This is a genomic window from Sulfitobacter sp. AS59, from assembly GCF_038899995.1.
Classification (GTDB): domain Bacteria; phylum Pseudomonadota; class Alphaproteobacteria; order Rhodobacterales; family Rhodobacteraceae; genus Sulfitobacter.
Window position 1 is genome coordinate 40,669 of the sequence record NZ_JBBMQK010000004.1, and the last position, 23,373, is coordinate 64,041.

24 protein-coding genes are annotated in these 23,373 nt (G+C 58.9%); 8 read left to right on the forward strand and 16 right to left on the reverse strand.

The window, feature by feature from the left end; all coding sequences use genetic code 11:
- Positions 1-140 precede the first annotated feature (140 nt).
- From WNY39_RS10290 to WNY39_RS10305, 4 genes are read left to right on the forward strand one after another with little or no spacing between them, the layout of a single operon-like run.
- A complete protein-coding gene (locus WNY39_RS10290) occupies positions 141-695 on the forward strand; it encodes a flagellar basal body-associated FliL family protein (protein ID WP_342845450.1) in 555 nt (184 codons plus the stop codon).
- Positions 692-1,639 carry a FliM/FliN family flagellar motor switch protein gene (locus tag WNY39_RS10295; protein ID WP_342845451.1) on the forward strand — a complete coding sequence of 316 codons (948 nt, stop codon included), beginning with the start codon at positions 692-694 and terminating at the stop codon, positions 1,637-1,639. Before WNY39_RS10290 ends, WNY39_RS10295 begins: the two co-directional genes overlap by 4 nt.
- Positions 1,620-2,000 (forward strand): flagellar motor switch protein, encoded by a 381-nt coding sequence (locus WNY39_RS10300; protein ID WP_342845452.1) that lies wholly within the window; start codon positions 1,620-1,622, stop codon positions 1,998-2,000. The genes WNY39_RS10295 and WNY39_RS10300 overlap by 20 nt, the downstream gene beginning before the upstream one ends.
- The gene (locus WNY39_RS10305) at positions 1,997-2,626 is read left to right on the forward strand and encodes a hypothetical protein (protein WP_342845453.1); all 630 of its coding nucleotides are present in this window, start codon (positions 1,997-1,999) and stop codon (positions 2,624-2,626) included. Before WNY39_RS10300 ends, WNY39_RS10305 begins: the two co-directional genes overlap by 4 nt.
- Before the next feature lie 3 nt (positions 2,627-2,629).
- Here WNY39_RS10305 and WNY39_RS10310 read toward each other — a convergent pair whose 3' ends face one another.
- The 8 genes from WNY39_RS10310 to flgB are packed head-to-tail and all read right to left on the reverse strand — an operon-like array spanning position 2,630 to position 8,851.
- Positions 2,630-3,748, reverse strand: a complete 1,119-nt coding sequence (locus tag WNY39_RS10310) for a flagellar type III secretion system protein FlhB (protein WP_342845454.1) — start codon at positions 3,746-3,748, stop codon at positions 2,630-2,632.
- A complete protein-coding gene (locus WNY39_RS10315; protein ID WP_341233018.1) occupies positions 3,749-4,507 on the reverse strand; it encodes a flagellar biosynthetic protein FliR in 759 nt (252 codons plus the stop codon). It abuts the gene before it with no gap.
- A 3-nt stretch (positions 4,508-4,510) separates the two neighbouring features.
- Positions 4,511-6,595, reverse strand: a complete 2,085-nt coding sequence (gene flhA, locus WNY39_RS10320; protein WP_342845455.1) for a flagellar biosynthesis protein FlhA — start codon at positions 6,593-6,595, stop codon at positions 4,511-4,513.
- A complete protein-coding gene (locus WNY39_RS10325) occupies positions 6,592-7,422 on the reverse strand; it encodes a lytic transglycosylase domain-containing protein (RefSeq protein ID WP_342845456.1) in 831 nt (276 codons plus the stop codon). The genes flhA and WNY39_RS10325 overlap by 4 nt, the downstream gene beginning before the upstream one ends.
- Positions 7,419-7,688, reverse strand: coding sequence for a flagellar biosynthetic protein FliQ (locus tag WNY39_RS10330; protein ID WP_341233021.1), 270 nt, complete (start codon positions 7,686-7,688; stop codon positions 7,419-7,421). The genes WNY39_RS10325 and WNY39_RS10330 overlap by 4 nt, the downstream gene beginning before the upstream one ends.
- Positions 7,689-7,691: 3 nt before the next feature.
- Positions 7,692-8,018 (reverse strand): flagellar hook-basal body complex protein FliE, encoded by a 327-nt coding sequence (locus tag WNY39_RS10335; protein ID WP_342845457.1) that lies wholly within the window; start codon positions 8,016-8,018, stop codon positions 7,692-7,694.
- A 7-nt stretch (positions 8,019-8,025) separates the two neighbouring features.
- Complete coding sequence (gene flgC, locus WNY39_RS10340) at positions 8,026-8,436, reverse strand: flagellar basal body rod protein FlgC (RefSeq protein ID WP_341233023.1); 411 nt, start codon at positions 8,434-8,436, stop codon at positions 8,026-8,028.
- A gap of 10 nt (positions 8,437-8,446) precedes the next feature.
- Positions 8,447-8,851 (reverse strand): flagellar basal body rod protein FlgB, encoded by a 405-nt coding sequence (flgB, locus tag WNY39_RS10345; RefSeq protein ID WP_341233024.1) that lies wholly within the window; start codon positions 8,849-8,851, stop codon positions 8,447-8,449.
- 68 nt (positions 8,852-8,919) lie between these two features.
- Here flgB and WNY39_RS10350 point away from each other — a divergent pair, with 68 nt between their 5' ends.
- Positions 8,920-10,263, forward strand: coding sequence for a FliI/YscN family ATPase (locus tag WNY39_RS10350; protein ID WP_342845458.1), 1,344 nt, complete (start codon positions 8,920-8,922; stop codon positions 10,261-10,263).
- Positions 10,264-10,378: 115 nt separating this feature from the next.
- Entirely contained in the window at positions 10,379-11,008 is a 630-nt protein-coding gene (locus WNY39_RS10355) for a 4'-phosphopantetheinyl transferase superfamily protein (RefSeq protein WP_342845460.1), read from the forward strand.
- Here the strand turns inward: WNY39_RS10355 and WNY39_RS10360 are convergent.
- The 6 genes from WNY39_RS10360 to WNY39_RS10385 all read right to left on the reverse strand — a co-directional run bounded on the left by WNY39_RS10360 (position 10,975) and on the right by WNY39_RS10385 (position 17,433).
- The gene (locus tag WNY39_RS10360; RefSeq protein ID WP_342845461.1) at positions 10,975-11,538 is read right to left on the reverse strand and encodes a sigma-70 family RNA polymerase sigma factor; all 564 of its coding nucleotides are present in this window, start codon (positions 11,536-11,538) and stop codon (positions 10,975-10,977) included. The genes WNY39_RS10355 and WNY39_RS10360 overlap by 34 nt on opposite strands.
- Before the next feature lie 148 nt (positions 11,539-11,686).
- Complete coding sequence (locus tag WNY39_RS10365; RefSeq protein WP_342845462.1) at positions 11,687-12,964, reverse strand: lysine N(6)-hydroxylase/L-ornithine N(5)-oxygenase family protein; 1,278 nt, start codon at positions 12,962-12,964, stop codon at positions 11,687-11,689.
- Positions 12,961-14,010 carry a GNAT family N-acetyltransferase gene (locus WNY39_RS10370; protein ID WP_342845463.1) on the reverse strand — a complete coding sequence of 350 codons (1,050 nt, stop codon included), beginning with the start codon at positions 14,008-14,010 and terminating at the stop codon, positions 12,961-12,963. Before WNY39_RS10370 ends, WNY39_RS10365 begins: the two co-directional genes overlap by 4 nt.
- The gene (locus WNY39_RS10375) at positions 14,010-14,948 is read right to left on the reverse strand and encodes an alpha/beta hydrolase-fold protein (protein ID WP_342845464.1); all 939 of its coding nucleotides are present in this window, start codon (positions 14,946-14,948) and stop codon (positions 14,010-14,012) included. The genes WNY39_RS10370 and WNY39_RS10375 overlap by 1 nt, the downstream gene beginning before the upstream one ends.
- The gene (locus WNY39_RS10380; protein WP_342845465.1) at positions 14,945-16,111 is read right to left on the reverse strand and encodes a PLP-dependent transferase; all 1,167 of its coding nucleotides are present in this window, start codon (positions 16,109-16,111) and stop codon (positions 14,945-14,947) included. Before WNY39_RS10380 ends, WNY39_RS10375 begins: the two co-directional genes overlap by 4 nt.
- Positions 16,108-17,433, reverse strand: coding sequence for an MATE family efflux transporter (locus WNY39_RS10385; protein WP_342845466.1), 1,326 nt, complete (start codon positions 17,431-17,433; stop codon positions 16,108-16,110). The genes WNY39_RS10380 and WNY39_RS10385 overlap by 4 nt, the downstream gene beginning before the upstream one ends.
- Positions 17,434-17,616: 183 nt before the next feature.
- Here WNY39_RS10385 and WNY39_RS10390 point away from each other — a divergent pair, with 183 nt between their 5' ends.
- A complete protein-coding gene (locus WNY39_RS10390; protein WP_342845467.1) occupies positions 17,617-17,820 on the forward strand; it encodes an MbtH family NRPS accessory protein in 204 nt (67 codons plus the stop codon).
- A complete protein-coding gene (locus WNY39_RS10395) occupies positions 17,817-21,683 on the forward strand; it encodes an amino acid adenylation domain-containing protein (RefSeq protein ID WP_342845468.1) in 3,867 nt (1,288 codons plus the stop codon). The genes WNY39_RS10390 and WNY39_RS10395 overlap by 4 nt, the downstream gene beginning before the upstream one ends.
- Positions 21,684-21,774: 91 nt before the next feature.
- On the opposite strand, the gene WNY39_RS10400 is transcribed toward WNY39_RS10395, so the two are convergent.
- Positions 21,775-22,584 carry an ABC transporter permease gene (locus WNY39_RS10400; RefSeq protein WP_341233035.1) on the reverse strand — a complete coding sequence of 270 codons (810 nt, stop codon included), beginning with the start codon at positions 22,582-22,584 and terminating at the stop codon, positions 21,775-21,777.
- Positions 22,577-23,344, reverse strand: coding sequence for an ABC transporter ATP-binding protein (locus tag WNY39_RS10405; RefSeq protein WP_341233036.1), 768 nt, complete (start codon positions 23,342-23,344; stop codon positions 22,577-22,579). Before WNY39_RS10405 ends, WNY39_RS10400 begins: the two co-directional genes overlap by 8 nt.
- Positions 23,345-23,373: the final 29 nt, after the last annotated feature.

Sequence of the window (23,373 nt, forward strand, 5' to 3'; positions counted from 1 at the left end):
ACCCGTAGGAGGCAAGTACATATAGATTTATACTTGATTATCGAATAAATAAACATGTTTCTGTTGCATTAAAACTTGTTTTGAGGTCTATCTATTCTTGTTCTCCATGTAATGTACAGGTCTTTATCAGAGCTATGAAAGTGAAAAAGACTCTTGTCATTGTCGCTGTAATTCTTCTTTGCATCCTTGCCGGGGTCGGCGGGGTCACGCTTGCGCTCGGGTCGGACAAGGTGCTGGCGATGGTGGGTTTGGGCCAGGATGAAGCATTGGAAGAACAACATGATGACCACGGCGACGATCATGCGGAAGCAGGTCATGAGGATGACGGCCACGGGGACGATGAGCACGGCGAGGCGAAAGAGGCAGACGCAGGCGATATGCCGGTAATGCCGTTTCCCGAAATCATCGTTAACGTGACCGATACCAGCATAAACGGACGGCATTCGAGCCGGTTTCTAAAGCTGAACATGCTGATGGTGTATGATGACACCCGCGAGGGTGCTGACCGGCTGGTCGCCCGCGAGATTTATTTGCGCGATACGTTTCAGGATTTCCTGCGCCAGCTGCACGTCAGCGACTTGAAGGGCAGCCAGGGGTTGGCCTTGATTAAAACCGAACTGCTGCGCCGCGCGCGGGCTGTCGGGCATACCGAAGCCCCGGTTGAAATTCTCATTGCAGATATGGTGGTTCAATGACCATGACAGCAACCCGACCCGACGAAACCCTTGAAGAAACGATGATCCGCGAGGCCCGAGAAAGTTTTGAGCGGCTGCCCACATTAGAGATCATCATCGACCGGCTGCTTTTGGCGCTGGTGCCTGATTTGAAATCCTATTGCACCATCGCCCCCGAAATCGATCTGATCTCGCTTGATTACATGCCCTATGAGGACGCGATGGAAACGGTGACGACACCGTCGCTGATTGCCATCGCAGCGGCTGATCCTTGGGACAGTCAGGTGGCCTGTGTGATCGAACCGGATCTGTTGTTTTCGGTGCTCGAGATCATGCTGGGCGGGCGCAGGGCGTCGCCAAACGAATGGAAGCCACGCGGGTTGACCGCGATTGAGCAAAAGCTGGGGCGCCGTCTGGCCGAATTGTGCTTGAACGGACTTAGCAGTTGTTTTGCCGAGATCAGCCCGGTCACCTTCAACACGCATACGCTGGAATCTAACCCAAGGTCAGTACTGCTGGCACCGCCATCCACGGCAACGCTGCGCGTCCGGCTATGCCTGAACTTTGAAGATCGCAACGGGCATATGACCCTGATCCTGCCCTATGGCGCGCTGGACGAGGTAAGCGCACAGTTGGCCCAGCCGTTTCTTGGGGGCCGCTCTGGGGCGGACAGCAGTTCGCGCCGCGAAATGAACACGCAAATATCCGGCACCAATGTAACGGTTACCGGTGTGCTGCGTGAACTAACTGTTCCGTTGCACGAGGTGCTGAACTGGGCACCGGGCGATATCATTGATCTGGGCATGACACAGGATACACCGGTGGTAGGGATGGTGAACGCAAAGCCGATGTTCGAGGCATCGTTCGGCCAGCGCAGCAATGGCGCATTGGCGCTGCGGGTTATTCATTCTTTGCTGCCAAAGAATAAGGAAGAGGGGATCGCGGATGCTTCCAGCTTTGATTGACGTCATTATCGTCGTGCTGCTGATCGGCACGCTGGTTTATGCCTATATATTGGATCGGCGCGTGCGCAATCTGATGCTGACCCTGCGCGAAATGGGGCCGATGGTTGGTGAATTTTCCAACGCGGTAGAGCAATCCACCAAATCGGTCGAGGACCTGCGAAGCCTGAGTACCGTCGCCCGCCGCGTAGAGCCGCCGGTGAAAAAGACGCGCCAAGCCATGGTTGATCGGGAGCAGGTTAAAGAACCCGCAATGCCAGAACCGGTTAAGGTGAGAAAACAGGTGCGGGGTCAAACCTCGGTCCCGGGGAAATCCGATCTGGTGCGCACGTTTTTTGACATTACCAAGGAACGCAAGGAATGAGCTGGCTTTCAGCGCCAAAAATGATCGTTTTGGGATTGGGCGTTACCGCAGTCTTGAAGCTGACAGTCGGTCTGGTTCCGATGGCGGCCACTGCCGAAACATCGGCCAGCAACGCGCCCTTATCGCTCGACATTGACCCGACCTTGGCTGCTGAACCCTATGATGTGACTGCACCGGGTGCCAACGGGATGTGCGAACCCAGCCATGTGATTGCCGAAGCCATCGCCGAAGAACGCGCCCTTCTGAATGATCAGCGTCAGGCCGTTGCAGATAGCGAGGCGCGTCTGGCCCTTGCGCAGGAAAGCCTGAAGGCCGAGCAGGTGCGTCTGGCCAAAGTGCGGGACGAAATCGGTGTCCAGTTGCAGGTGATACAAGACGCCAACGCGCAGGACATGACCAAACTGGTCGAGCTTTACCGCAACATGAAGCCGCAGGTGGCGGCGGGCATCATGGATGAAATTGACGCCGAGACCGCAGTGCAGGTAATTAGTGCCATGCCGGAACGCGATGCGGCGCAGATCATGGGGGCCGTTAGTCTGGTCCGTGCGCGGTTGATTACCAAGATCATCCTTGAGCGTTCCAAGCTGCCTGCCGACAGAAACCTTGAAGGGCTGCGCCTGCGCTAAATGCTAGTCCTCGCGCAGGCTTGACCCCTCTGGCGGCTTGCGCCGCACGTTCCGGCGCATGTCCATCACAAAGCCAATGATTTCTGCCACGGCCTGCCAATGTTCCATAGGGATGCGTTGATCGACCTCGACGGTGCTGTGCAATGCCCGCGCGAGGGCGCGGTTTTCGATCATCGGGATGTCATGTTCGCGCGCCAGTTCGCGGATACGGTGCGCCATCACATCGGCACCTTTCGCAACACAGACCGGTACGTCATCTTGGCCCTGCTCGTATTTCAGCGCGACGGCGAAATGGGTCGGGTTGGTCAGAATAACGCTGGCGGTAGGGACAGCTTGCGCAATTCGCTGGCGGGCCCGTGCGCGGCGCAGATCGGCACGTCTTGCACGAATATGCGGGTCGCCTTCGCTGTCTTTATGCTCGTCGCGGACTTGCTTGAGGCTCATCATCTGCTTTTTCTTCCACTGGGCGCGTTTCCAAATGATGTCAGCCAACGCAATCGGGACCAGAAACACTGTCGTAGCGATGAAAATCCAACGCACCTTGTTCAGGGTTGTTTCGGCAAGGCTTTCGGGCAACAGCCCTTGGGCCTGTCCCAGCTGTTGCGCCACGTCGATCACCGCCCAGATGGTGAGCGCCCCAATGACAAGAACCTTGGCCGTATTCTTGAGGAACTCCACGAAAGCATCGATTGAGAACAGCCGTTTAAACCCCGACAACGGGTTCAGTTTTGACAGCTTTGGTTTGATCCGTTCGACCGCGACAACGGTGTCGCCTTGCACCATGACCCCAAAAAGTGCCGCCATGACCATGATCGCTGCGATGGGGATCATCGCCATGCCCAGGGTGAAGCCCAGCGTTTTCATAACATTACCCGCCTCGGCCACGCCTGTGTCGCCAGTGCCGATGACGGTAACACCAGCACCCAACAGGGGGCTTTGCAATGCCTCAACCAGACGGCCGGTCGCCCCCGGTAATACAAAGGTCAGGATCATCAGCAGCGCAAAAACCACCATGGCGGTGCCGGTTTCACGCGAATGCGGCACGTCACCTTTTTTGCGCGCGTCGCGTAATTTCTTTTCCGTTGGCTCTTCGGTATTTGAACTTTTGTCTTCTTCCGACATCTATCTAAATCCGTAGGTTGCCAGCCATTCCGCAAAGGGTTCAAGGAACCCGCGCATCATGGTTGGAATTGCCAACACCATCAACGCCAGCCCCGCGGCAATCAACAACGGTTGCGCGATAAAGAAGACCTGAAGGCTTGCCATCATGCGGTTGGCCAGACCCATGCCAACGTTCAGCACCAGCCCTGCCACATAAAACGGCCCGGCAATCGACAGGCCAAGGTACAGGCTGTACTGAACCGCCCGCGCGTATTGATCCATCAGGTCGGCCAGCATAAAGCTGCCCGGCTTGAACACCTGATAGGACATCAGCAGCGATTCAATGATGAGATGGTGCAGATCGGTGGCAAAGATCAATGCGGTGGCCCCGACCAACAGCATCGCCGCCATGCTGGTTGCCCCCTCAAACGCGCCGATATTGGGGGCAAGGGCATTGGCAAGCCCCGACATCAACGCAATCTGGTAACCCGCGAATTGCAGTGCTGACATCAAAGTGCGTGCGACCAGACCAATCCACAATCCGATTGTTATCTCTGCGCCAAAGATCAGCAGCAGCGCCGCCGGGCGATCTTCGCTGATGGGGCCCACGCCGGTGGCGGGATATAATGCGGCGCTTAGGATAAGCCCGAACAACAGCCGCTGCCGTACGGGCACCGTTTGTTCGGCAAAGCCCGGCATAAACAGCAAAGCCGCCCCCAGCCGTGCAAAAACCACAAAGTACCCCATCAGCGCGTCGGTGAGAAAGGCAGAGAGGTCCACTGCTCAAGCTCCGATGGTGGCGACCGTCCGCAACGACACCTTGCGGTGTATTTCGGCGTTGGAAATAACCGGTGTCATCGGGCTGACCCGTTCCAGCATCGACCGCACATAGGTACGTGCCTCGGGGTTGACCATCAACGCGGGCCACGCGTCATCGCTGGCAAAGCGTTGGATTTGTTGGCGGGCTTGCAGCACGAATTCCTGCACGCGTTTTGGGGACATCACAAAGGTGCGGTCGTCGCCGACGACTTTCACCGCCTCGATAAACTCGGTCTCCCACGCGGGGGATAGGGTGATCACCGGCACAAAGCCTTGGTCGTCGGACAGCCCCTGGCAAATCTGGCTCGACAGGCGGCGGCGTACGGTTTCAAGGATCAAGGCAGGTTTGCTGGTTTGGCGCGTGGCTTCGGCCATGGCTTCGACGATCAGCGGCAAGTTCCGGATCGATACCCGTTCCAACAGCAACGCCTGCAAGACCTGTTGAACCATGATCGCGGGTGACGGCACAGGCAGGTCTGTCACCAGTTTTTGATAGCTGCGGTCCAACCCGTCAATGGCTTCTTTCGCGCAGCCATAGGTCAGCAGCTCGGCCATGTTTTCCTTGACCACTTCGGTCAGGTGGGTGGTGATAACGCTTTCGGGGTCTACCACGGTAAAGCCGTTGGCCTCGGCTTGACCGGCGACATTGTGATCAACCCAAAGCGCCTCAAGCCCGAAAGTCGGCTCGCGGGTCTGTTCGCCAGGCAGGTGCAACGCGGCCCCGTCGGGATTGATCACCATCATCTGATTGGCACGGATATCGCCGCGGGCCGCGTCGACGCCGTGAACCTGAAACGTGTAGCTGTTGATGGGCAGGGCAGGGTCATCTTTGATCCTGACCGATGGCATTGGAAATCCGTATTCTTCGGCGAAATGTTTGCGAAGCGATTTGATCTTGCTTGGCAGCACCGCATCAGGCCGGTTGGCCAGCCCCACCAATCCTTCGCCCATGACCAGACGCAATTCATCCAGCCGCATCGGGTTGGCATCGACGTCTGGGGTCGCTTTTTGGTGCTGTTCCAGCGCTTCGACGCGGCTTTGTTCAATGGCGGCTTCTGCGGCGGTGCGTTGGATGAAATAGCCCAGAACGCTCATCGCGGCGGCAAGAACGGCAAAAACCAACAGCGGAAAACCGGGCAATAGGCCGATGCCAAACAGCAGCATTGCCGCCATGTATAGCGCCTTGGGAAAGTTCGAAAGCTGATCAAGAACCACTTCGTTGGCAGCACCGCGTGTCCCGCCCTTGGTGACGATCAGGCCCGCGGCAAGAGACACGACAAGTGCCGGAATTTGGCTGACCAGCCCGTCGCCAATGGTAAGCGAGGTAAAGACGCTGGCCGCATCGCTTACTGACATGCCGCGTTGCAAAACGCCGATCAGAATACCGCCGATGACGTTGATCAACGTAATGATAAGCCCCGCCACCGCATCGCCGCGCACGAACTTTGACGCACCATCCATCGCACCGAAAAAGGCGCTTTCGTCTTCCAGTTCTTTACGGCGTTTGCGCGCCTCGTCTTCGTCGATCAGGCCTGCGCCCATGTCGGCATCAATAGCCATCTGTTTGCCGGGCATCGCATCAAGCGAGAACCGCGCCGCGACCTCGGCGATACGGCCCGAACCTTTGGTGATGACGACAAAGTTGATTACGATAAGGATCGCAAAAATCACCACGCCGATGACGAAATTATTCGCCACGATGAATTTGGAAAACCCTTGGATGACATCGCCCGCAGCATGCAAACCGGTATGACCCTGACTAAGGATCAACCGCGTCGAGGCCACGTTAAGCGACAGCCGCAACATGGTCGTGACCAGCAGCAATGTGGGAAAGGAGTTGAACTGCAACGGCGACGGAATCCAGAGCGCGACCATAAAGATCAGCACGCTCAGCGAGAGCGACAGCGCCAACCCTAAATCCAGCAGGATCGGGGGAAGCGGCAGGAACAGGACGGCCAACACCAGCGCCATCCCAAGGGCAAAGCCGATGTCTTTGTTGGCGCGCAGCATCGCGAGGCGCGGCAACGTGGAAGGAGGAGTGTCGCTCATCCGGTTGTCTCTGCGGTAATGATCGTGAACTGCGGCAAGATCGGTTGGATTTCCTGCGCCGAGTAAAGCGACGTCCGCGCCGTTGCATCCCCGCCCAACTGCGCGCCCCATGTGCCCCGCGCTACAGTGGCGTTGCGTGTGGTATTCTCAGGCGTCGCACGGGGCATTTCGCGATCTGGGATCGTGTCGTTGGCGAGCGCGAGGAAGGCGGGCAAACCAGCGTTTGCAGCCGAAATGTTCTTTTTCAGTCGACCAAGGTAGGCATCGCGGTATTCGGGTTCAAAAGAATGATAGGCCCCTGCGGCCTGCATCCAATCGCCGGTACGCTTGCGCAACCGTTTCAAAAACCGTGCTGCATAATCGACATTAGTCCGCGGATCGAACCCTTGGTCCGCAGTGGCAAAGGCGTCGGGATGCCAGCGCAGGTTAATCTGCATACAGCCCACGTCGATTGATTCCACGCCCGCACGCTGCCGCGATGTTACCCATTCAAGAGCAGCGGCGCGGGTGTCAAAAAGACGCCCCATGCCAGCGGCGTTGACGGCAAAGGGCCAGACCGTGAAATGCCCGTCCCTGCGGGTGCCGGCCTCTTGCAGGCCGATGGCCAACAGCAGGTTGTCGGGAATACCGTGACGGATTTGCGCGGCCAGAATCTCGCGAACGCAAATGCCCATGTCGTCGCCGCGCGCAAGATCACTGGTGATGGCTGGTTCGGTCACGGGTTTTTGCGTGGGCACATAGAACCGCGCCCAGCCTTCTGCCCCCGCCGCATTGCACAGCGACAGACCCAGCACAGCAGTGCAGATGAACGACCGCAGGCCCCTCATAGTCCGCCGCTTCCGATAAGATCGAAAACCGTGTCTGCCAGTGCTTTTAACGTGGCATACATGAACGGGGTCGCGGCCAGCAGGGTTACAAAGATCATCAAGATTTTGGGCACGAACGTCAGCGTCATTTCCTGAATCTGCGTCAATGCCTGAAAGAATGCGATCACAAGCCCGATGACCAGCGCGACACCCAGCACCGGGGCGGATGCCAGAAGCACGGCCAACACAGTGTCTGAGATTACCTCATAGGCTTGGACTTCTGTCATACCCTAGATCGGCATCCGCAAGATTTCCTGATACGCTTCGACAAAGCGGTCGCGCACAGAAACGGCCACTTTGACTGTGGATTCCATGGCCAGCATTGCTTCGACTACGTTTTGCGTGTCCGCCTCGCCGCGCAATCCGGCCTGTGCTGTTGCCTCGCCTGTGCGCACGGTTTCAAGCGCGGCTTCCGAGGCGCTGCGCACCATGTTGGAAAAGCTGTTGGCGCTGACCTCTTCGGCTGCACCTTCACCCTTTTGGCCCGTCAGCGATTGCGAGGACCGATAGGCACCGCGAACCGCGGCAGAGGAGATAAGGGAGGCGGGATCGCTCATTTTGATATCACTTCAGCAGGTCGAGCATTTGGCCGCGCATCCGGCGACCGGCTTCGAACATGTTCATGTTGGCCTCATAGTTGCGCGATGCTTCGCGCATGTTTGCCATCTCGATGATCGGGTCGACATTCGACCGCTTCACATAGCCGGTCTCATCCGCTGCGGGGTGCGACGGATCGAAATCGAGCCTAAAATCAGATTGGTCGCGCCCGATGCGGCCCACTTCGACCATGGACGCGCCATTGTTGCGGTCCACCAGCTCTGAAAAGCTGATGGTCTTGCGGCGGAACGGGTCCGCCCCGGGTGTCGTGCCGGTGGATTCAGCGTTGGCGACGTTTTCCGAAATAACCCGCAGGCGCGCGGTTTGCGCGGTCATGCCGCTGGCGGCGATACGGGCGATAGATTGAAGAGGATCCATTGATTTTTCCTTACCTGCTGCCGGTGACTGCCATTGTCAGAAGGTCATAGCTCTTGCGGTAGAGCTGTGCGGCCATTCTGTACTGGTCACTGATATCCGCCGAACGGATTGCCTGATCTTCGAGGCTTACAGTATTGCCATCCAGCGTTGCGGCCGTTGCCGAGGCGTCGGTGACCTCGCGGATGCCCGAGGTGCTCACGGATCGACCGGAAATGTGGTTGGCGTGGGTTGTGACAAGCCCGGCATCGGTGGATGTGCGGTTTTCCAACATCGATTGAAAGGACGTCACATCGCGCGCCTGAAAGTTGGGCGTCGCCGAATTTGCGATATTTTCCGATGTTACCTGTTGCCGTGCAGCAAGCCATGTCATCCGGTCAGAAGCTAGGCCAAAGATAGAAAGATTAGACAAGTTCATTTTTATACTACCCCCTAGTTAATTCTTGTATAGTAAATAATAACCTTCTCTCATAGAGGAAATTATCCATGCAAACCATCTTTTCCGAGCTAACAAGCTTTGCGCGGAACGCGGGTGACGCCCAAATCACCGGCGAAGTGCGGGCGATCACCGGCATTACGCTGACGGCGGTCGGGCTGGAACGGGTGCTTGGGATCGGGGATCGTTGCATTGTTTATGGCGCGGATCGGCCCGTTCACGCCGAAGTCGTGGGCCTAAGCGCGCAAGGGACCGAGCTGTTGCCCTTTGGGTCATGGCGCGGTGTGGCGGCGGGCGACCGTGTAGAGGTTGAAACCAGCGGCGATGTGATCCGCCCCGACGAAAGCTGGAAAGGCCGGGTGATCAATGCGTCAGCCAAGCCACTTGATCGCAAGGGCCATCTGCCTGAGGGCAATGTAGCATATCCGTTGCGTGGGTCACCGCCCGGTGCCTTTGACCGCAAGCGGATCGGGCCAAAGTTGGCGACGCATGTGCGTGCGCTTGATATTTTTACGCCGCTGTGTCGGGGTCAGCGGTTGGGCATTTTTGCCGGGTCAGGTGTTGGTAAATCAACCTTGATGGCGATGCTTGCCCGCCACACCGAATGCGATGTGGTGGTGATGGCCTTGGTCGGTGAACGGGGCCGCGAGGTGCAGGATTTCATCGCCTCTGATCTGGGGCCGGAGGGCATGAAAAAGGCTGTTCTGGTCGTGGCAACGGGGGACGAGCCGCCCCTCACACGGCGTCAGGCAGCGTGGACGGCGATGGCGGTGGCCGAATATTATCGCGATCAGGGACAACATGTGCTGCTGCTTATGGATAGCGTCACGCGCTTCGCCATGGCGCAACGCGAAATCGGCCTTGCCTCGCGGGAACCGCCGACGGCAAAGGGCTATCCGCCGACTGTTTTTTCCGAACTGCCCCAGATGTTGGAACGCGCGGGGCCGGGCCCCGAGGGCAAGGGCGATATCACAGCAATCTTTACGGTGCTGGTGGATGGCGACGATATGAATGACCCGATTGCTGATGCCGTGCGCGGGATCACCGACGGGCATATCGTGCTGGATCGGCGCATCGCGGAAAAGGGGCGCTATCCGGCGATTGATCTGTTGTCGAGCGTGTCGCGGACCCTGCCTGACTGCCATAGCGAGTTGGAATATACGTTGCTCACCGCAGCGCACCGCGCTTTGGCGGCCCATGCCGATATGGAGGAGTTGATCCGCATCGGCGCATACCGCAGCGGTAGCAACCTCGAGCTGGACCGTGCCATTGCCTTTGCTGGCCCGTGCGAGGCCTTCCTGACACAGCGCAAGTCAGAGCAGACCACCCCCGACGTCTCGTTTTCATCCGTTGCGACGTTGCTGGACAACGCGGGTATCAGCCCGGACGGGTAAACCTGGGGTGGCCTTCACCTGAGTGGGCATTTGGGTCTTACGGGCTGGAGACTACTGACTGTAGTCTCTATCCTGATGGGTGAATGCGGGTGCAATTGGGGGCGGATCAAACACGATGGAAAATCACGCTCCTGAGTACTTTGAGCTGCAAGATGCCCCGGTCGACGCGGTGTTGGCCCTGTATGATCGGGGTGCCGACGCGCCCACACGCGCGGATATAATACATGCGACCCAGCGGCGTCTTGGGGTGCCCGAAATACCCATCCCTTCAGGACCAGACGGCGCGCCCGTTTGGCCGCACACGCACCACGGCAGTTTGAGCTATTGGCGCAGCAAAACCGTCTGTTTGCTGGCCAAGGGAAACGCATGGGATTGGGGCGTTGATATAGAAGGGCACGCGGATGCCGAGGCGGTTCAGGCCATTTCGGATGAGGCAATGGACGCGAGCGAGTGCAGCATTCTGGGAGAGACCGATGACAAGGGCCGTTTCTGCGCCTTGGCTTTTTCGGGCAAAGAGAGTTTTTTTAAAGTGGCGTTCCCCCGCGTTGGCCGTGTGTTCGGGTTCGAAGCGCTGAGACTTGTATCGCCCCCTCGCTCTGGTCAGATGCAGTTTGTCACCACTCTCCCGCTGGCACCGAGCCTGCCGCGCGGCACAAAGGTCACGGTCAACTTCGTTGATATTCAGCGCGCGGTCATCACCTGGACGGTGCTTCAGGCCTTTTCGCATAATTCGTTGGCCAGATAGGTCTGCGCGGCGTGAATAAGCGCGTGCACGCGGGCTGGCGATAACCCCATTTCCGACGCGATCTCATTCTGGCGGCGTGATTTAAGCCGATGCTCTGTAAAGGCGTGTTTCTGGGTTTCAGGCAGCGAAAGAATTGCGCGGGCCATTGCGCCAAATATTTCGCATGCCACCAGCGACTGCTCTGCCGTTGGGCCGTTCGCGACGGGTTCTGGTGTGGTGTCATCCATGGATGTTTCATGGCCACCGCGACGCCAATGGTCCAAGGCCAGATTACGCACCATCCTGCGCAGCAATCCGCGCGGACTGGTGGGGTGGGCTGTGATGGCGCGGCTGGATAAACAGCGCAGAGCGGCGTCTTGCAGCACATCCTCTGCGCGGTCACGCGACCCAAGAATTCTGACCGCATCACATAAGAAAAGCTCTCGCTCTTGCATGAGATGGTCGATCAGCTTGTGACGCGTGGCAATGCAAGCAGGTGCATTCGGAGACAAACTTGCGGTTAAAGGCGCATAATTCCGTATCTCAGACATGACGTATCCCGATGTAGACTTGGGCACGAATCTACCGGGCGGGGTGCTGAGTGGATGCGGGGCTTCGGTAACATGGAATCCGCGCGGCCGCCAATATGGCCCCCGCGCGATAAGAAGAATTTCCCGCGATAGTTGAAATTTAAGACGATTATTCCGCAGCGATTTCCCGGGCCTGTACGGGCGCTGCGGCAAGGGTCGCGACGATCTCTTCGGACCTTTGCGCAAGCACGGATAGCAGCGTATCGCTTAGCCCGTGGGTCGGCTCACTATATCCTTGGACATAGATCGACGGCGCAAACCCATCCGTCATCGGCAGGCGATAGTCGCGGCCGGGAACAGTCTTGAGGCAGTATTGCGCAATCCCATGCAAAACCTGCTGGTCAAGCGCGCGGGTGTACCCGGTTGCACAGATGATCCGGTCATACCGTTCCGTCCGCATTTCCCCGGCATGTGACAGCGTTAACGCCAGTGTATCGCCTGCAGCCTCTAACCGGGTCACCAGCGTATCCGGCTGAATCGAAAGACGTTTTTCCGCAACCACTGATTGCTCGTAAACCATTTCGTAGATGGCGCAAATCAGGTCCTCATCCACGACCGAATAGTTTGTTGCCGCCAGTTCATCCAGCGCGGCATGGCGTGCGCCGTCGGGCAAAGCATAGAATGCATCGGTCTGGCTGGGGTCAAAAATCTCGTTCACAAATGGGCTGTCATCAGACGGTTTGATGGTTCTGCCGCGCATGATCAGGTCAAGCTGAGGGGCCTCGGGTCGGTCGGCCAGATCGGCGAAAATCTCGGCGGCGCTTTGCCCCGCACCAATGATGGCAATCCGTTCACCGGGGCGCAGGCTGGGGACGACGGATGTCATATAATCCTTGGAGTGTATGACGCGGGGGTCATCGGCATGATTATTGCAAAACGCGGGAAATTTGGGTGCCCCGCCCGGGGCGATCACAAGGTTGCGCGCCCGATATCGGGTTTCGTTACCATTGGTGTCGCGTGTGACGACATCGACGGCATTAATCGCGCCGTGATGATCCACCGCTTCGATCTCGACGACCCGGCGGTCATAGTCGCAGACCGGAAATTGCGCGGCCACCCACGACAGGTAATCATTGAACTCCACACGGCTGGGAAAGAATGTCTTGCGATTGATGAACCGGTTCAACCGCCCCTTGTGGTGCAGATAGCTTACAAAGGTATAGGGGCTTTGCGGATTGCGTTGGCCGACCAGATCCTTGAGGAACGAAATCTGCATGTCCGCGCCGGGGATCATCATACCGGGATGCCACGCAAAACGCGGCTGCGCCTCAAGGAATTTTGCACGGATCGGCGTTTGTGCTTCGTCCAATGCGACAGCAAGCGAGAGGTTCGAGGGGCCAAAGCCCACACCGATAAGATCGTATATCTCTTGATCAGATGTCGTCATGTCCAGTCTCCTGTGGTGGGAAGGCGCGCGGGGGAAAAGCAAAGCGGTGTCCCGCGCCCGGTTTCGGGCCGCGCCCAAAGGCGGGCTTCAAAGAAATGCTGGCGTTCGAGTTGAACAAGGCTTGCGCGTTTATGGGAAAAGTCGAATTCGCGGATATGGGCAAAGCCACCGCGTGACAGGTTTTTCAGCTGTTGGGCGTGGCTCGCTTTGGGTTCGCCCATCAGGGATTGCGTGCGGGGTTCAGACAAAAACATGTAATGCATCAATGACGGTAGCCATGCGGTGACATAGTCGGCACCGCGCACGTTTTCTTCGCCAATCAGCACATGCCACCCCCGATCCCATGGGGCGGCGTCATATTGTGCCCCGATCCGGTTCTCACGCGCCCAATACAGTTCGAAATATCCAAAATCCTGTCCGTCAAGCGCGCCAATCACGGGCAGCATATGCGGATCGGCCATAAGGGTTTCCAGATAGGCACGGTGTTGTTCGATTGTACCGGTTTCTTCGAAAAACTCGGCGATGCGCGGATCATTTTGCCAGCGGTGAAACGTCTCTAGGTCACTTTGGTTTAATGCCCGCAGGGTAAGTACCTGATCAAGCCAGGGGATATGACGCTGATACAACAGACCCGTCGGTTTGGGCGGGCGGATAGGGTGGCGCCCCTGTGGCCCTTGTTGCCAAAGTGTCGGGTAATTTGGGGCAGGTTGCGGGAACCAGCGGTCTGGAACCTGCCAGAAGGCAGCAGGCAAAACCACCGGCCCTATCTCCGTCTCAAGGGCAATACCCTTGGCCAAGAGGTCTGGCAAAAGCGGCGCCCAATCCGAACCCGTCAAACGGATCGCGCATTCATCGCCGTGGCTGGTTAGCGCCTCAAAGGCGGCAAACGCGATGTCTAGGCCAACAGCATCTTCTTCTTGCGGGGCAGAAAGCTCAAGCCGCCCGCCGCCAAGGTCGGCCAGTGCCAACGCCCCGTGGTTTGCCACACGCACAAAACTGCCATCGCGCTGCGCACGGATCGGGGAGGGTGTGAGGTCGCGGGGCATCAAATGTCCTTTTCCAATATTTGAGGGGGATGGGGCGTCTGCGCAGCTGTTTCCCAAAGATCGAAATGAGACCGATCAATCGCAAAGGCCCAACTGAGTGCGCGGTTCACGGCGACCGGCAGAACAGACATGTGGGTCTCGCCAGCGTAGGTTTCATAAGCGACGTCCAGCCCGCGCGCGCTAAGCTCGCTGGCCATTTCCTGCGCGGCCGCAACAGTGCGTGTGACGGCTTTTTCAGCCATGCGCGCTTTGATCTCGTCCCCGGTGCGTTGAAACGGGGCAAGGTCGGCCCCTTCCCATTCTCCGGCAGACAGATGAACGCGCGGGGTGTTTTCAGGCGGGGTGAATGCCTCAAGGTGATCCAGCAGCGCGCTGCCTTCCCACGTGATCGCGGGGCTGGCAGCAATCAAGTTGCGAAAGCCGCCGGGGTGGTTGAACAGCATCCAAAGAGCAAAAAGCCCGCCAAAGGAATGGCCAAACAATGATTGGTTCTGCGGATCGAGGCGGACGTGATCCGCCAGAAATTCGCGGGCATCCTCAAGCAGAAACCGCGCCATCTCGGCACCGCCGCCGGTTTTAACCTCTGGTCCGCCCTCATAGAACGGCGGATAGCTGCGACCCGGCGGTGGCCCCAAATCCCAACTGCGCCGGAAACTGTCATAGGCATCATCGCTTGGGTAGCCCACGGCGATCAGCGCGCCCCAGCCAAGGTTCGTACCACTTGGCCAAAAGGCCTGCGCCCGCATGGCATCAACCGCCGTGCCGATCACAGCATTGCCGTCCATCAACCACAGCGCGGGCCAGCCTGCTTCGGGCTCTGGCGCGGGCGGAGTCCACAAAAACACCCGCCGCACGGCCCCCGTGACGCTATCGCGCAGGTCAAACCAGCGGATGCCGCCAACGCTCCATAGCCCCTGATCGACAAGAAAGTTGCTCATGCTGCGATGGCCAGTGCTTGATCGATGGCTTGGGTCAGATCGGCCAAAAGCACGGGCGCAGGCTCCAGACCTGCCGCCAGCCGGATGGTGCGGGGGCTGACATTGAAACGTTGGAATGAATTGGCCGCACCGGCCAGTCCGCAGGCGGCTTGTCCCGGCACGATCAGGCTTTCCGGTCCGCCCCAGCTTACGCCCAGCCGGATCACTTGCAGGGCATTGCAGAACTGTTCGACGTTCACGCCATCAGCCAGATCAAAGGCGAACAAACCGCCATAGCCGCGCAGCCCGGCGGGGTGCTCTGACAGCAGGCCGGGATGATGCACCTTTGTCACCATTGGATGCGCGTTCAAGGCCCCCGCCAGCGTCAGACCGGTTTGCATATGGGCATGCATGCGCAGTTCGAGGGTGCGCATACCACGCAGCACCAAAAACGCATCCATCGGCGACATGCGTCCGCCAAACAGATGTGTGGCCTCGTGATCGATCTGTTTGATCATCGCCGCTGGCCCTGTGACCAGTCCGCCCAATGTATCGCTGTGCCCCGACAGGTATTTCGATGCCGCATGCACGATGAGGTCAACGCCAAGCGCTGCGGGGTTCTGAAAAATCGGTGTCGCCCAGCTGTTGTCGATTACTGAAATAACGCCGTGGTGCTGTGCAGCCGTGGCGATGGCCCCAAGATCCTGCAGCCGAAAGGTCCAGCTTGTCGGGCTTTCCAGATACACCATCCGCGCGCCTGGAAGGGCCGCAATGACCGCCGCTGTGTCGGTGCCATCGACATAAACCGTTTCCACGCCGAACCGACGCAGAACAGTCTCGAATAGGCGGTAGGCGTCAGAATACACATGCTCGATGGCCACGATCCGGTCACCCGATTTAACAAAGGGCAATACAGCACCGCAAATCGCCGCCATGCCCGAGGAAAAGCCGCGCGCGGCTTCGGTCCCCTCAAGCCGTGCAATCAGCGCTTCAAGCTCGCTGACAGTTGGGTTGTCGCCGCGTGAATAGACCAGCTGATCGGACCGCCCCGAGAACACAGCCTCGATCTGGGCATAGGTGTCGAACAAGAACGAAGACGCTTGGAAAATCGGCGGGGCACTGGCAGCAAGCGGCGTCTCGCGGGCCGGGGTGATCAGGTCAGGCACGAAGGTGTGATGGGTCATGCGGATACTCCGATTGGGTGTGGTGAAGCGCTGGTAATTTTCAGCAAAACAAGGGCGACGCAGGCGGACAGGTAAGCGGATAGCGTGATGGCCATCGGCAGGGCAGACACACCATATGTCGGCAGCAGGAACGCCAGCGTGGGCCAAAGTAGCCAACCCATCGGGGCCAGCCCCAAGAGCATGGCCAGACGGGGGCGGATCGCCGCTTGAAGGCTGATCTGACCGATAAGGCGGATGGCAAATGCGGGAATAGACAGTGCAAGCCAGCGCAAATGTGTCGCTGTTTCTGCGACGACAGCGGGTACATCGCTCATCACGGCGGCAAGGGGCGTGGCACCGATCCACAGCAAGGCCGCGCACATCAGGCAAATCATTGGCGCGAACCGCAGCAACAGGGATTGCGCGCGCGCCACCCGCTGGCCATCCCCCGCGCCATAGGCATAGGAAAGGATCGGCTGAACGCCGATTGCGAAACCTTCAAGCGGCAATGTCACGAACAAGATCAACCGCAGCGCCACACCAAGGGCCGCTACAGATTCCAATCCACCATGTTCTGCCGCGAGGCGCAGCACGGCCAGCAAACCAAAGGTGGTGACCGCAAAACTTGCGGCTTCGGGCATCCCCACGCGCAGTACCGGGGCAAGCAACCGGATAGACCCAAGCGAGGGGCGGCGCGCTGGGGTGTGAAACCAGACGGCCCAGACCGATAGTGTTACGAGCTGCGCCGTGACCGTCGCCCACGCCGCACCGTCCAGCCCAAGACCGAAACCAAAGATGTACAAGGGGTCCAGCACCATATTCAGGCCAAAGCACAGCGCCAATGTGCGCATGCTCATCCGGGCGTGTCCGCGTCCGATCGCGGTAAAATCACAGACGATTTGAATGATCCCAAAGGCGACGGTCAGCGTTTGAATGGGGTAATACGCCCGGGCCATCGGCAGCGTTTCCTGCGGCATCGACAGCAGATTGAGCACCGGCATCATGCCCAGTTGAAGGGCGGCCCATAACACGGCGGCCAGCGCTGCGGAGGTCGCAAAGGACAGGCCGGATATCTTGCGTGCGCGCTCGGTCTCGCCTGCGCCCAAGGCCCGCGCCACGCTGCTGGCGGCACCAATGCCGATCCCGATCCCGACGGCCACTGCAAACCCCGCAAGCGATGCCATCAGCGCCAAAACAGCAAGGGGGGATGCGCCAAGTTGCCCCACAAACGCGGCATCGACGATTTGATGGCTCGCGTTCAGGGACAGGCCCACCATTGCAGGCAGCCCAAGACGCAACATGAGCTGCGGCAGCTTTTTATCCGAAAGGTCGACGTCGGGCATAGTTTGTCCTGAATGATGCGGAACACGCGTGCTTCAATGACAGGACGGGAGAGCATGGAGGAAATTCACCTTTCCGCGACATATTTTTCAAAATCGCAAAATAATCTGCCTGCCGGGTGAATTTCGAACCGGCTCATACGTCTGGGTGACAGGATCCACGAACTGTACTCAAAGGACAGGCGCATGACACATTCCACACTGGCCCATGCTCAATGGCGCATTTTGCGCAATCACGAGGGGCGCTATTCGGTTTATCCCGCCACTCGGCCCGCACCGGATGGCTGGGATGTTGTTGGCGAACCAGGAACGCGTGAGGCGTGCCTGAAAACGATTGCCGCGCGCTGGACTGATATGCGACCCGATGCGCTGAAGGAGGCAATGTTATGAGCAAAGACCTTGATTTCCCGACGCCCGCCCGCACGCTAAACAGCCACGAGAAACGTATCTTTGCCCATGAGCAGGTGGGCGATCTGGCCCCCTTTACCCCTGAAATTCTGGTGCTGAAGTTTGAACGCCGCTGGGACGAAGAACACCTGACCGATGCCGTTGAACGGGTTCTGACCGAGCATCCAGCCTTTACCGCGCGTTTTGAAATCCAACCCGGCGGAGTGGCGCTGCGCCATTCCGACCGCGAAACAAAACTGGTGCTTTGCGGGTTTGGCGACGTGGCGTTGGCGCAAGGTGCCGCGCAGGCGCGCCGCCCGTCGCTTGAGGGTACCAGCGCCTTTGCCGATTTCTGGTCGGCTGCTGATGGGGGGTATATTCTGGCGCTTACGTTGCACCCGATCTTGGGGGGTGATGGGGTCTATGCCTCGATCGAGCGGGCGCTTTGGAATGCGCTTGATGCAGGTCAGCCGACGCTGCCCGCCGTTGAGGTCGAGGAACCCCAGATCGACCGTAAAACCCGCGCGCAACGTCTGAATACATGGCAATCGTTGATGGACAGCTATGGCGTTGTGCGTGTGCCGCATCGGTTTGACGCGCAGGAAGGGCAACAACGGTTGCGTGAAATCCGGATTTTGCCGCAGGTGTCGCGTACCGAAATCGATGGTCAACGCGGGTTAGAGAACACCCTTGCCGCAGCGACTGCTGTCGTGCTGTGCCGATACAGCGGCATGAACGCGTTTCGGTTTGCTTGCGGTCAGATTGTGGAAAGCACCCAACGCACGGCAGGGGTCTTGCCGGTCTGCATCAGTGTGATCCCCGAACGGGGCTTTGGTGCGGTGCGAACCAAGATCGAACAGGTCATCGGCGAAGGGCGTGCCCATCAACTGCCCAGCGAAACGCTGGTGCAGGATCGGCTGGCCCGCGCGGATGCTGATCCCCACCCCCTTGGCGCGGTGTCTTTGCATGTCTTGCCCACGCGCGCCTTGCCCGATGGTGTGACGCGGCTGGCCCGTCCGATGCCGCCGCTGGCCGAAGAGATCGTGATCGTCGCCGAGGAAACCGATGCAGGGCTGGTTCTGACGGCTGACGCGGATGCAGGGTTGTTTACGGCACCGCAGATTACGCGGCTTTTGACCCATTTCGAACGTGTGTTGCAGGGCGGGCTAGAGGGACCAACCAAGCCGGTCGCGCTATTACCGATGGTGAGCGACGCCGAGCTTGACGCGCTTTCCGCACCCTATCCTGACGACACGCCCGTTGATCCACGGCCGACCCATGAAATCATCGCGGAACATGCGCAGCTCACGCCTGACAAGGTGGCCGTGATCTGTGGGCAGGATCAGATAACCCACGGCAGGCTAGACGCACAGGCGAATGCGCTTGCCCATCGGTTGGTGGAAATGGGTGTCGGCCCTGATGTGTCAGTTGCCATTCTGATCGAGCGGGGTGCCGACGCAGTGATGGCGATCCTTGCCGCATTGAAGGCCGGCGGGGCCTATATCCCGGTTGAACCGGATCACCCGACCAGTCGCAACCACCACATTCTAACAGACGCTGGTGTGCGTGTGGTGTTAACGCGTCGCGGGTTTCTGGATCGCTTGCCAAAGGGGCTAGAGGCGCGGGTTCTATGTCTTGAGGACTTTACCGATGCTCCGCGCGTGGATGCGCCAGATGTGACCATCCATCCGGAACAGCTGGCCTATGTGATGTACACATCGGGATCGACGGGCAAACCCAAAGGCGTGGCCGTTGAGCACGGGCCGCTTAGCCATCACAACCAGACCACCGCCCGCGTGTACGAGATGAGCGCCGAAAGCCGCGAATTGCCGTTCTTGCCGTTTTCGTCAGACGGCGGGCACGAACGTTGGATGGTCCCGTTGATGATGGGTGGTTCAGTGGTGATCCCGGACGGCCCGCTTTGGACGCCTGAACAGACGCTGACAGCGATGCGCGAACATGGGTGCAATAACGCGTCTATCCCGACGACCTACCTGCAACAGCTTGCTGAATGGGCCGAGGATACCGACAGCGCCCCGCCCATGCGGTTGTATTCCTTTGGCGGAGAAGGTCTGGCGCAATCGACATTCGATCTATTGTCGCGTGCGCTAAAGGCGAAAACCCTGATCAATGGCTATGGGCCGACGGAAACGATCATGACGCCGATGGTCTGGAAAGTGGATGCTGGCACACGGTTTGAAGGCACCTATGCGCCGCTGGGGCGCGCGGTCGGTGATCGCCGGGCCTATGTGCTGGATGTCGAAATGATGCCCTGCCCGCAGGGTGTTGTGGGGGAAATCTATCTGGGGGGGACCGGTGTCGCGCGCGGCTATGTCGGGAAACCAGACGTGACTGCCGACCGGTTTATCCCTGACCCCTTTGGTCCTGTGTTGGACGGCACGTCGGGCGCGCGGTTGTACCGCACGGGCGATCTGGGGCGCTGGCGTGAAGACGGCACAATTGAATTTGTCGGGCGGGTTGATCTGCAGATCAAGATCAACGGCTACCGGATCGAGCCGGGAGAGATTGAAGCCGCCCTTTTGACCGATCCAACCGTGAGCGAAGCCTTGGTTTTGTTGCGCGAGGATGGGGCCGACAAACGGCTTTTGGCCTATGTGGTTGGGCCTGACCTGAACGCAGGCGATGCGCTGTTGAATGGTCTTGGCACGAAGCTACCCAAGCACATGCTGCCCGATGCGGTTATCGTGCTGGCGAAAATGCCAACCAACCCGAATGCAAAGCTGGACCGTGCCGCCATGCCAATGGCCCCTGTGAAACGGCAGGGCGGGGAAGGTATAGCGCCCACAACCACGGCCGAAAGCACGATCTTGGACATTTGGCGCGACCTGATCGGGGCACCGCAGATGGGTGTCACGGATGACTTTTTCGCCATGGGGGGGAAATCGCTGGTCGCGCTTAAGGCGCTTGCCGCCATGCGCAAACATTGGCCCGAAACCGCCCTGACCATTGCAGATTTGTTTGACGCGCCAACGGTGCGTGGCATCGCGGAACGGATTGCAGCAGGGGGCCAAACCGGGCGCAGCGCGATTGCATTGCGCGCCAGTGGCACCAAGCCGCGGCTGTATTGTTTCCCCGGATTGTTGGTTTCAACGCGTGAATATCTGCACCTGACAGATCATTTGGGGCCGGATCAACCGGTGACGGGTTTCTTGTGTCATTCGCTGAACGAAGAAAAGCAGTTGAACGTATCGGTGGAGGACGTCGTGGGCGAATACGTCGCGCATATCCGCGCCGAAAGCGCGGGGCAGCCTGTCGCATTCCTTGGTTGGTCTTGGGGCGGCTTGCTAGCGTGGGAGGCCGCGCGGCAACTGCAAGGTGACGTGGATGTGCAGTTGGTCGGTATGGTTGACGTGTGTGATTTGGGGACAGATTTCACACCCAACGCCACCCCGAAATTCGAACCGGGTGAACGCGCGCAGCTAGAACAGGATCTGTTGGTCTGGCTTGAAAAAACCAAGATGCGGGCGCAATGGGACCGACTGATTGGCACCATGGACGCAGAATGCTTTGATCAGTTTCTGCGGTTCATCGGCAACGAGGCGGAACCCCTGCCATTCGACGGGCCTGACATCTCGAGCCGGGAACATACGTTCTGGGTTTTGATCGACAACGCGCTGGTGTTCCGGCGTCACAAAATGGGCGCGCTGGATGTGCCTGTAGCCTCGTTCAGTGCCGGTGACAGTCTAAGCCGTGGGCTGAATCTGGTCGATTGGCGCAAGCTGTCACCGCGCGCCACGGCGGCAGATACGGTCACTGGCACCAACCATCTGCGCATCATTGGCGACACGCGGTTTCACGAACGCTTCAAGGCGCGGCTTGACGCGGCCTTTGGTGGGGACGTTTAGATCGGGGTTATGACCTGACGAAACATGACGGTGCCGCGCGATGTCAAATACGCGCAGCACCAGCCCGAATGCTCTTGGCTGGTGCTGCGGCTTACTCCCGCCAGCCCAGCAGGCGACGTTCAATGAACCCGATGACCGTGCTTAGGATAACCCCGAGCAGGGACAGAATAACAACGCCTGCAAACAGCCGCTCCAGATCATAAAGCGATCCAGCTTCGAGGATATAAGCACCGATGCCGTATTCGGCCCCCAGCATTTCAGCGGCGACCAACAAGATGATCGCGATGGCAAGCGAGATGCGCAGGCCGGACAGGATACCGGGCATGGCACCGGGCAGCACGATCTTTCGGACGATGGAAAACCACGACAAGCCAAAGCTTTGGCCCATGCGGATCAAAGAACGGTCCACGTTGTCGACGGCACCATAGGTGGCCACCACGGTGGGGGTGAACGTGCCAAAAGCGATCAACGCATATTTGCTGGCCTCGTCGATGCCGAACCAGATCACAAACAACGGCAGCAGCGCGATTTTGGGGATCGGGAAAATGGCGGCCACCAGCGGGACCAGACCCGCGCGGACATAGGAAAAGAGGCCGATCATCACGCCGACGCAGATACCGACCGAGGCCCCGATTGCCGCCCCAACAGCCAAGCGGCTAAGCGACGGCAGCAGATGCTTGAACAACATCCCACTGTCCCACAGCTCTTTAAACGTTGCCAAAACGTCGGATGGTTTGGGCAGTGTCAGCGCAGAAATCCAGCCGCTGCGTGTGCCGATCTCCATGATCGCGATGAGCACAACAAACACGGCCAATCCGACCCAACGCCGCGCCTTCGGGGCAAAGCCGCCGCCGCGAAACCGGACCTCGATAGGTTGGGCTTTGATCGTTGCATCAGACATCTAGCAATTCCTCATCAGCTGCGCGGGCCTCGTCGCGCATCATATCCCACAGGTGTTTCTGGATCTGCTCAAGCTCGGGGTTGCCGTGGCTGCGTTCGGCAAGGGGCATATCAATCTCGACCATTTCGCGGATTTCACCGGGGCGGCGTGACAGCACAACAATGCGGTGGCCCAGACGGACAGCCTCGGCCAGATTGTGGGTCACGTACGCGGCGGTAAAGGGCTGGCGGGTCCACAGGGCGACAAGATCATCCATCAGCAATTCGCGCGTCTGGCTGTCTAGGGCGGACAGGGGTTCGTCCATCAGCATCACCGCGGGTTTGACGGCCAGCGCGCGGGCAATCGCCACGCGTTGCTTCATGCCGCCCGACAATTGGCGCGGCAGGGCATTGCTGAAATCGCTGAGCTTGGTACGGGCCAGAACGTCTGAAATAATCGCATTAGCAGCGGCCCCTTTGATGCCGTGGTCTTCTAGCACGAGGGAAATGTTCCCGTGCACGGTGCGCCAAGGCAGCAGCGCGAAATCCTGAAACACATAGGTCAGCGGGTTAAGACATCCGGCAGGCGGCGTACCAAGTTGCAGAACACGGCCTTTGGTTGCGCGTTCCAGCCCGCCAATCAGGCGCAACAGGGTGGATTTGCCGCAGCCGGACGGCCCGACAAAGCAGACGATCTTGCCCGTTGGAATATCCAGCGAGATGTCGCGCAATACCTCAGTGTCGCCATAGGAATGGCTGATCGCATCCAAGCGAATGTCCATGAAACTGCCCTTAGAAATGAAACGACTGG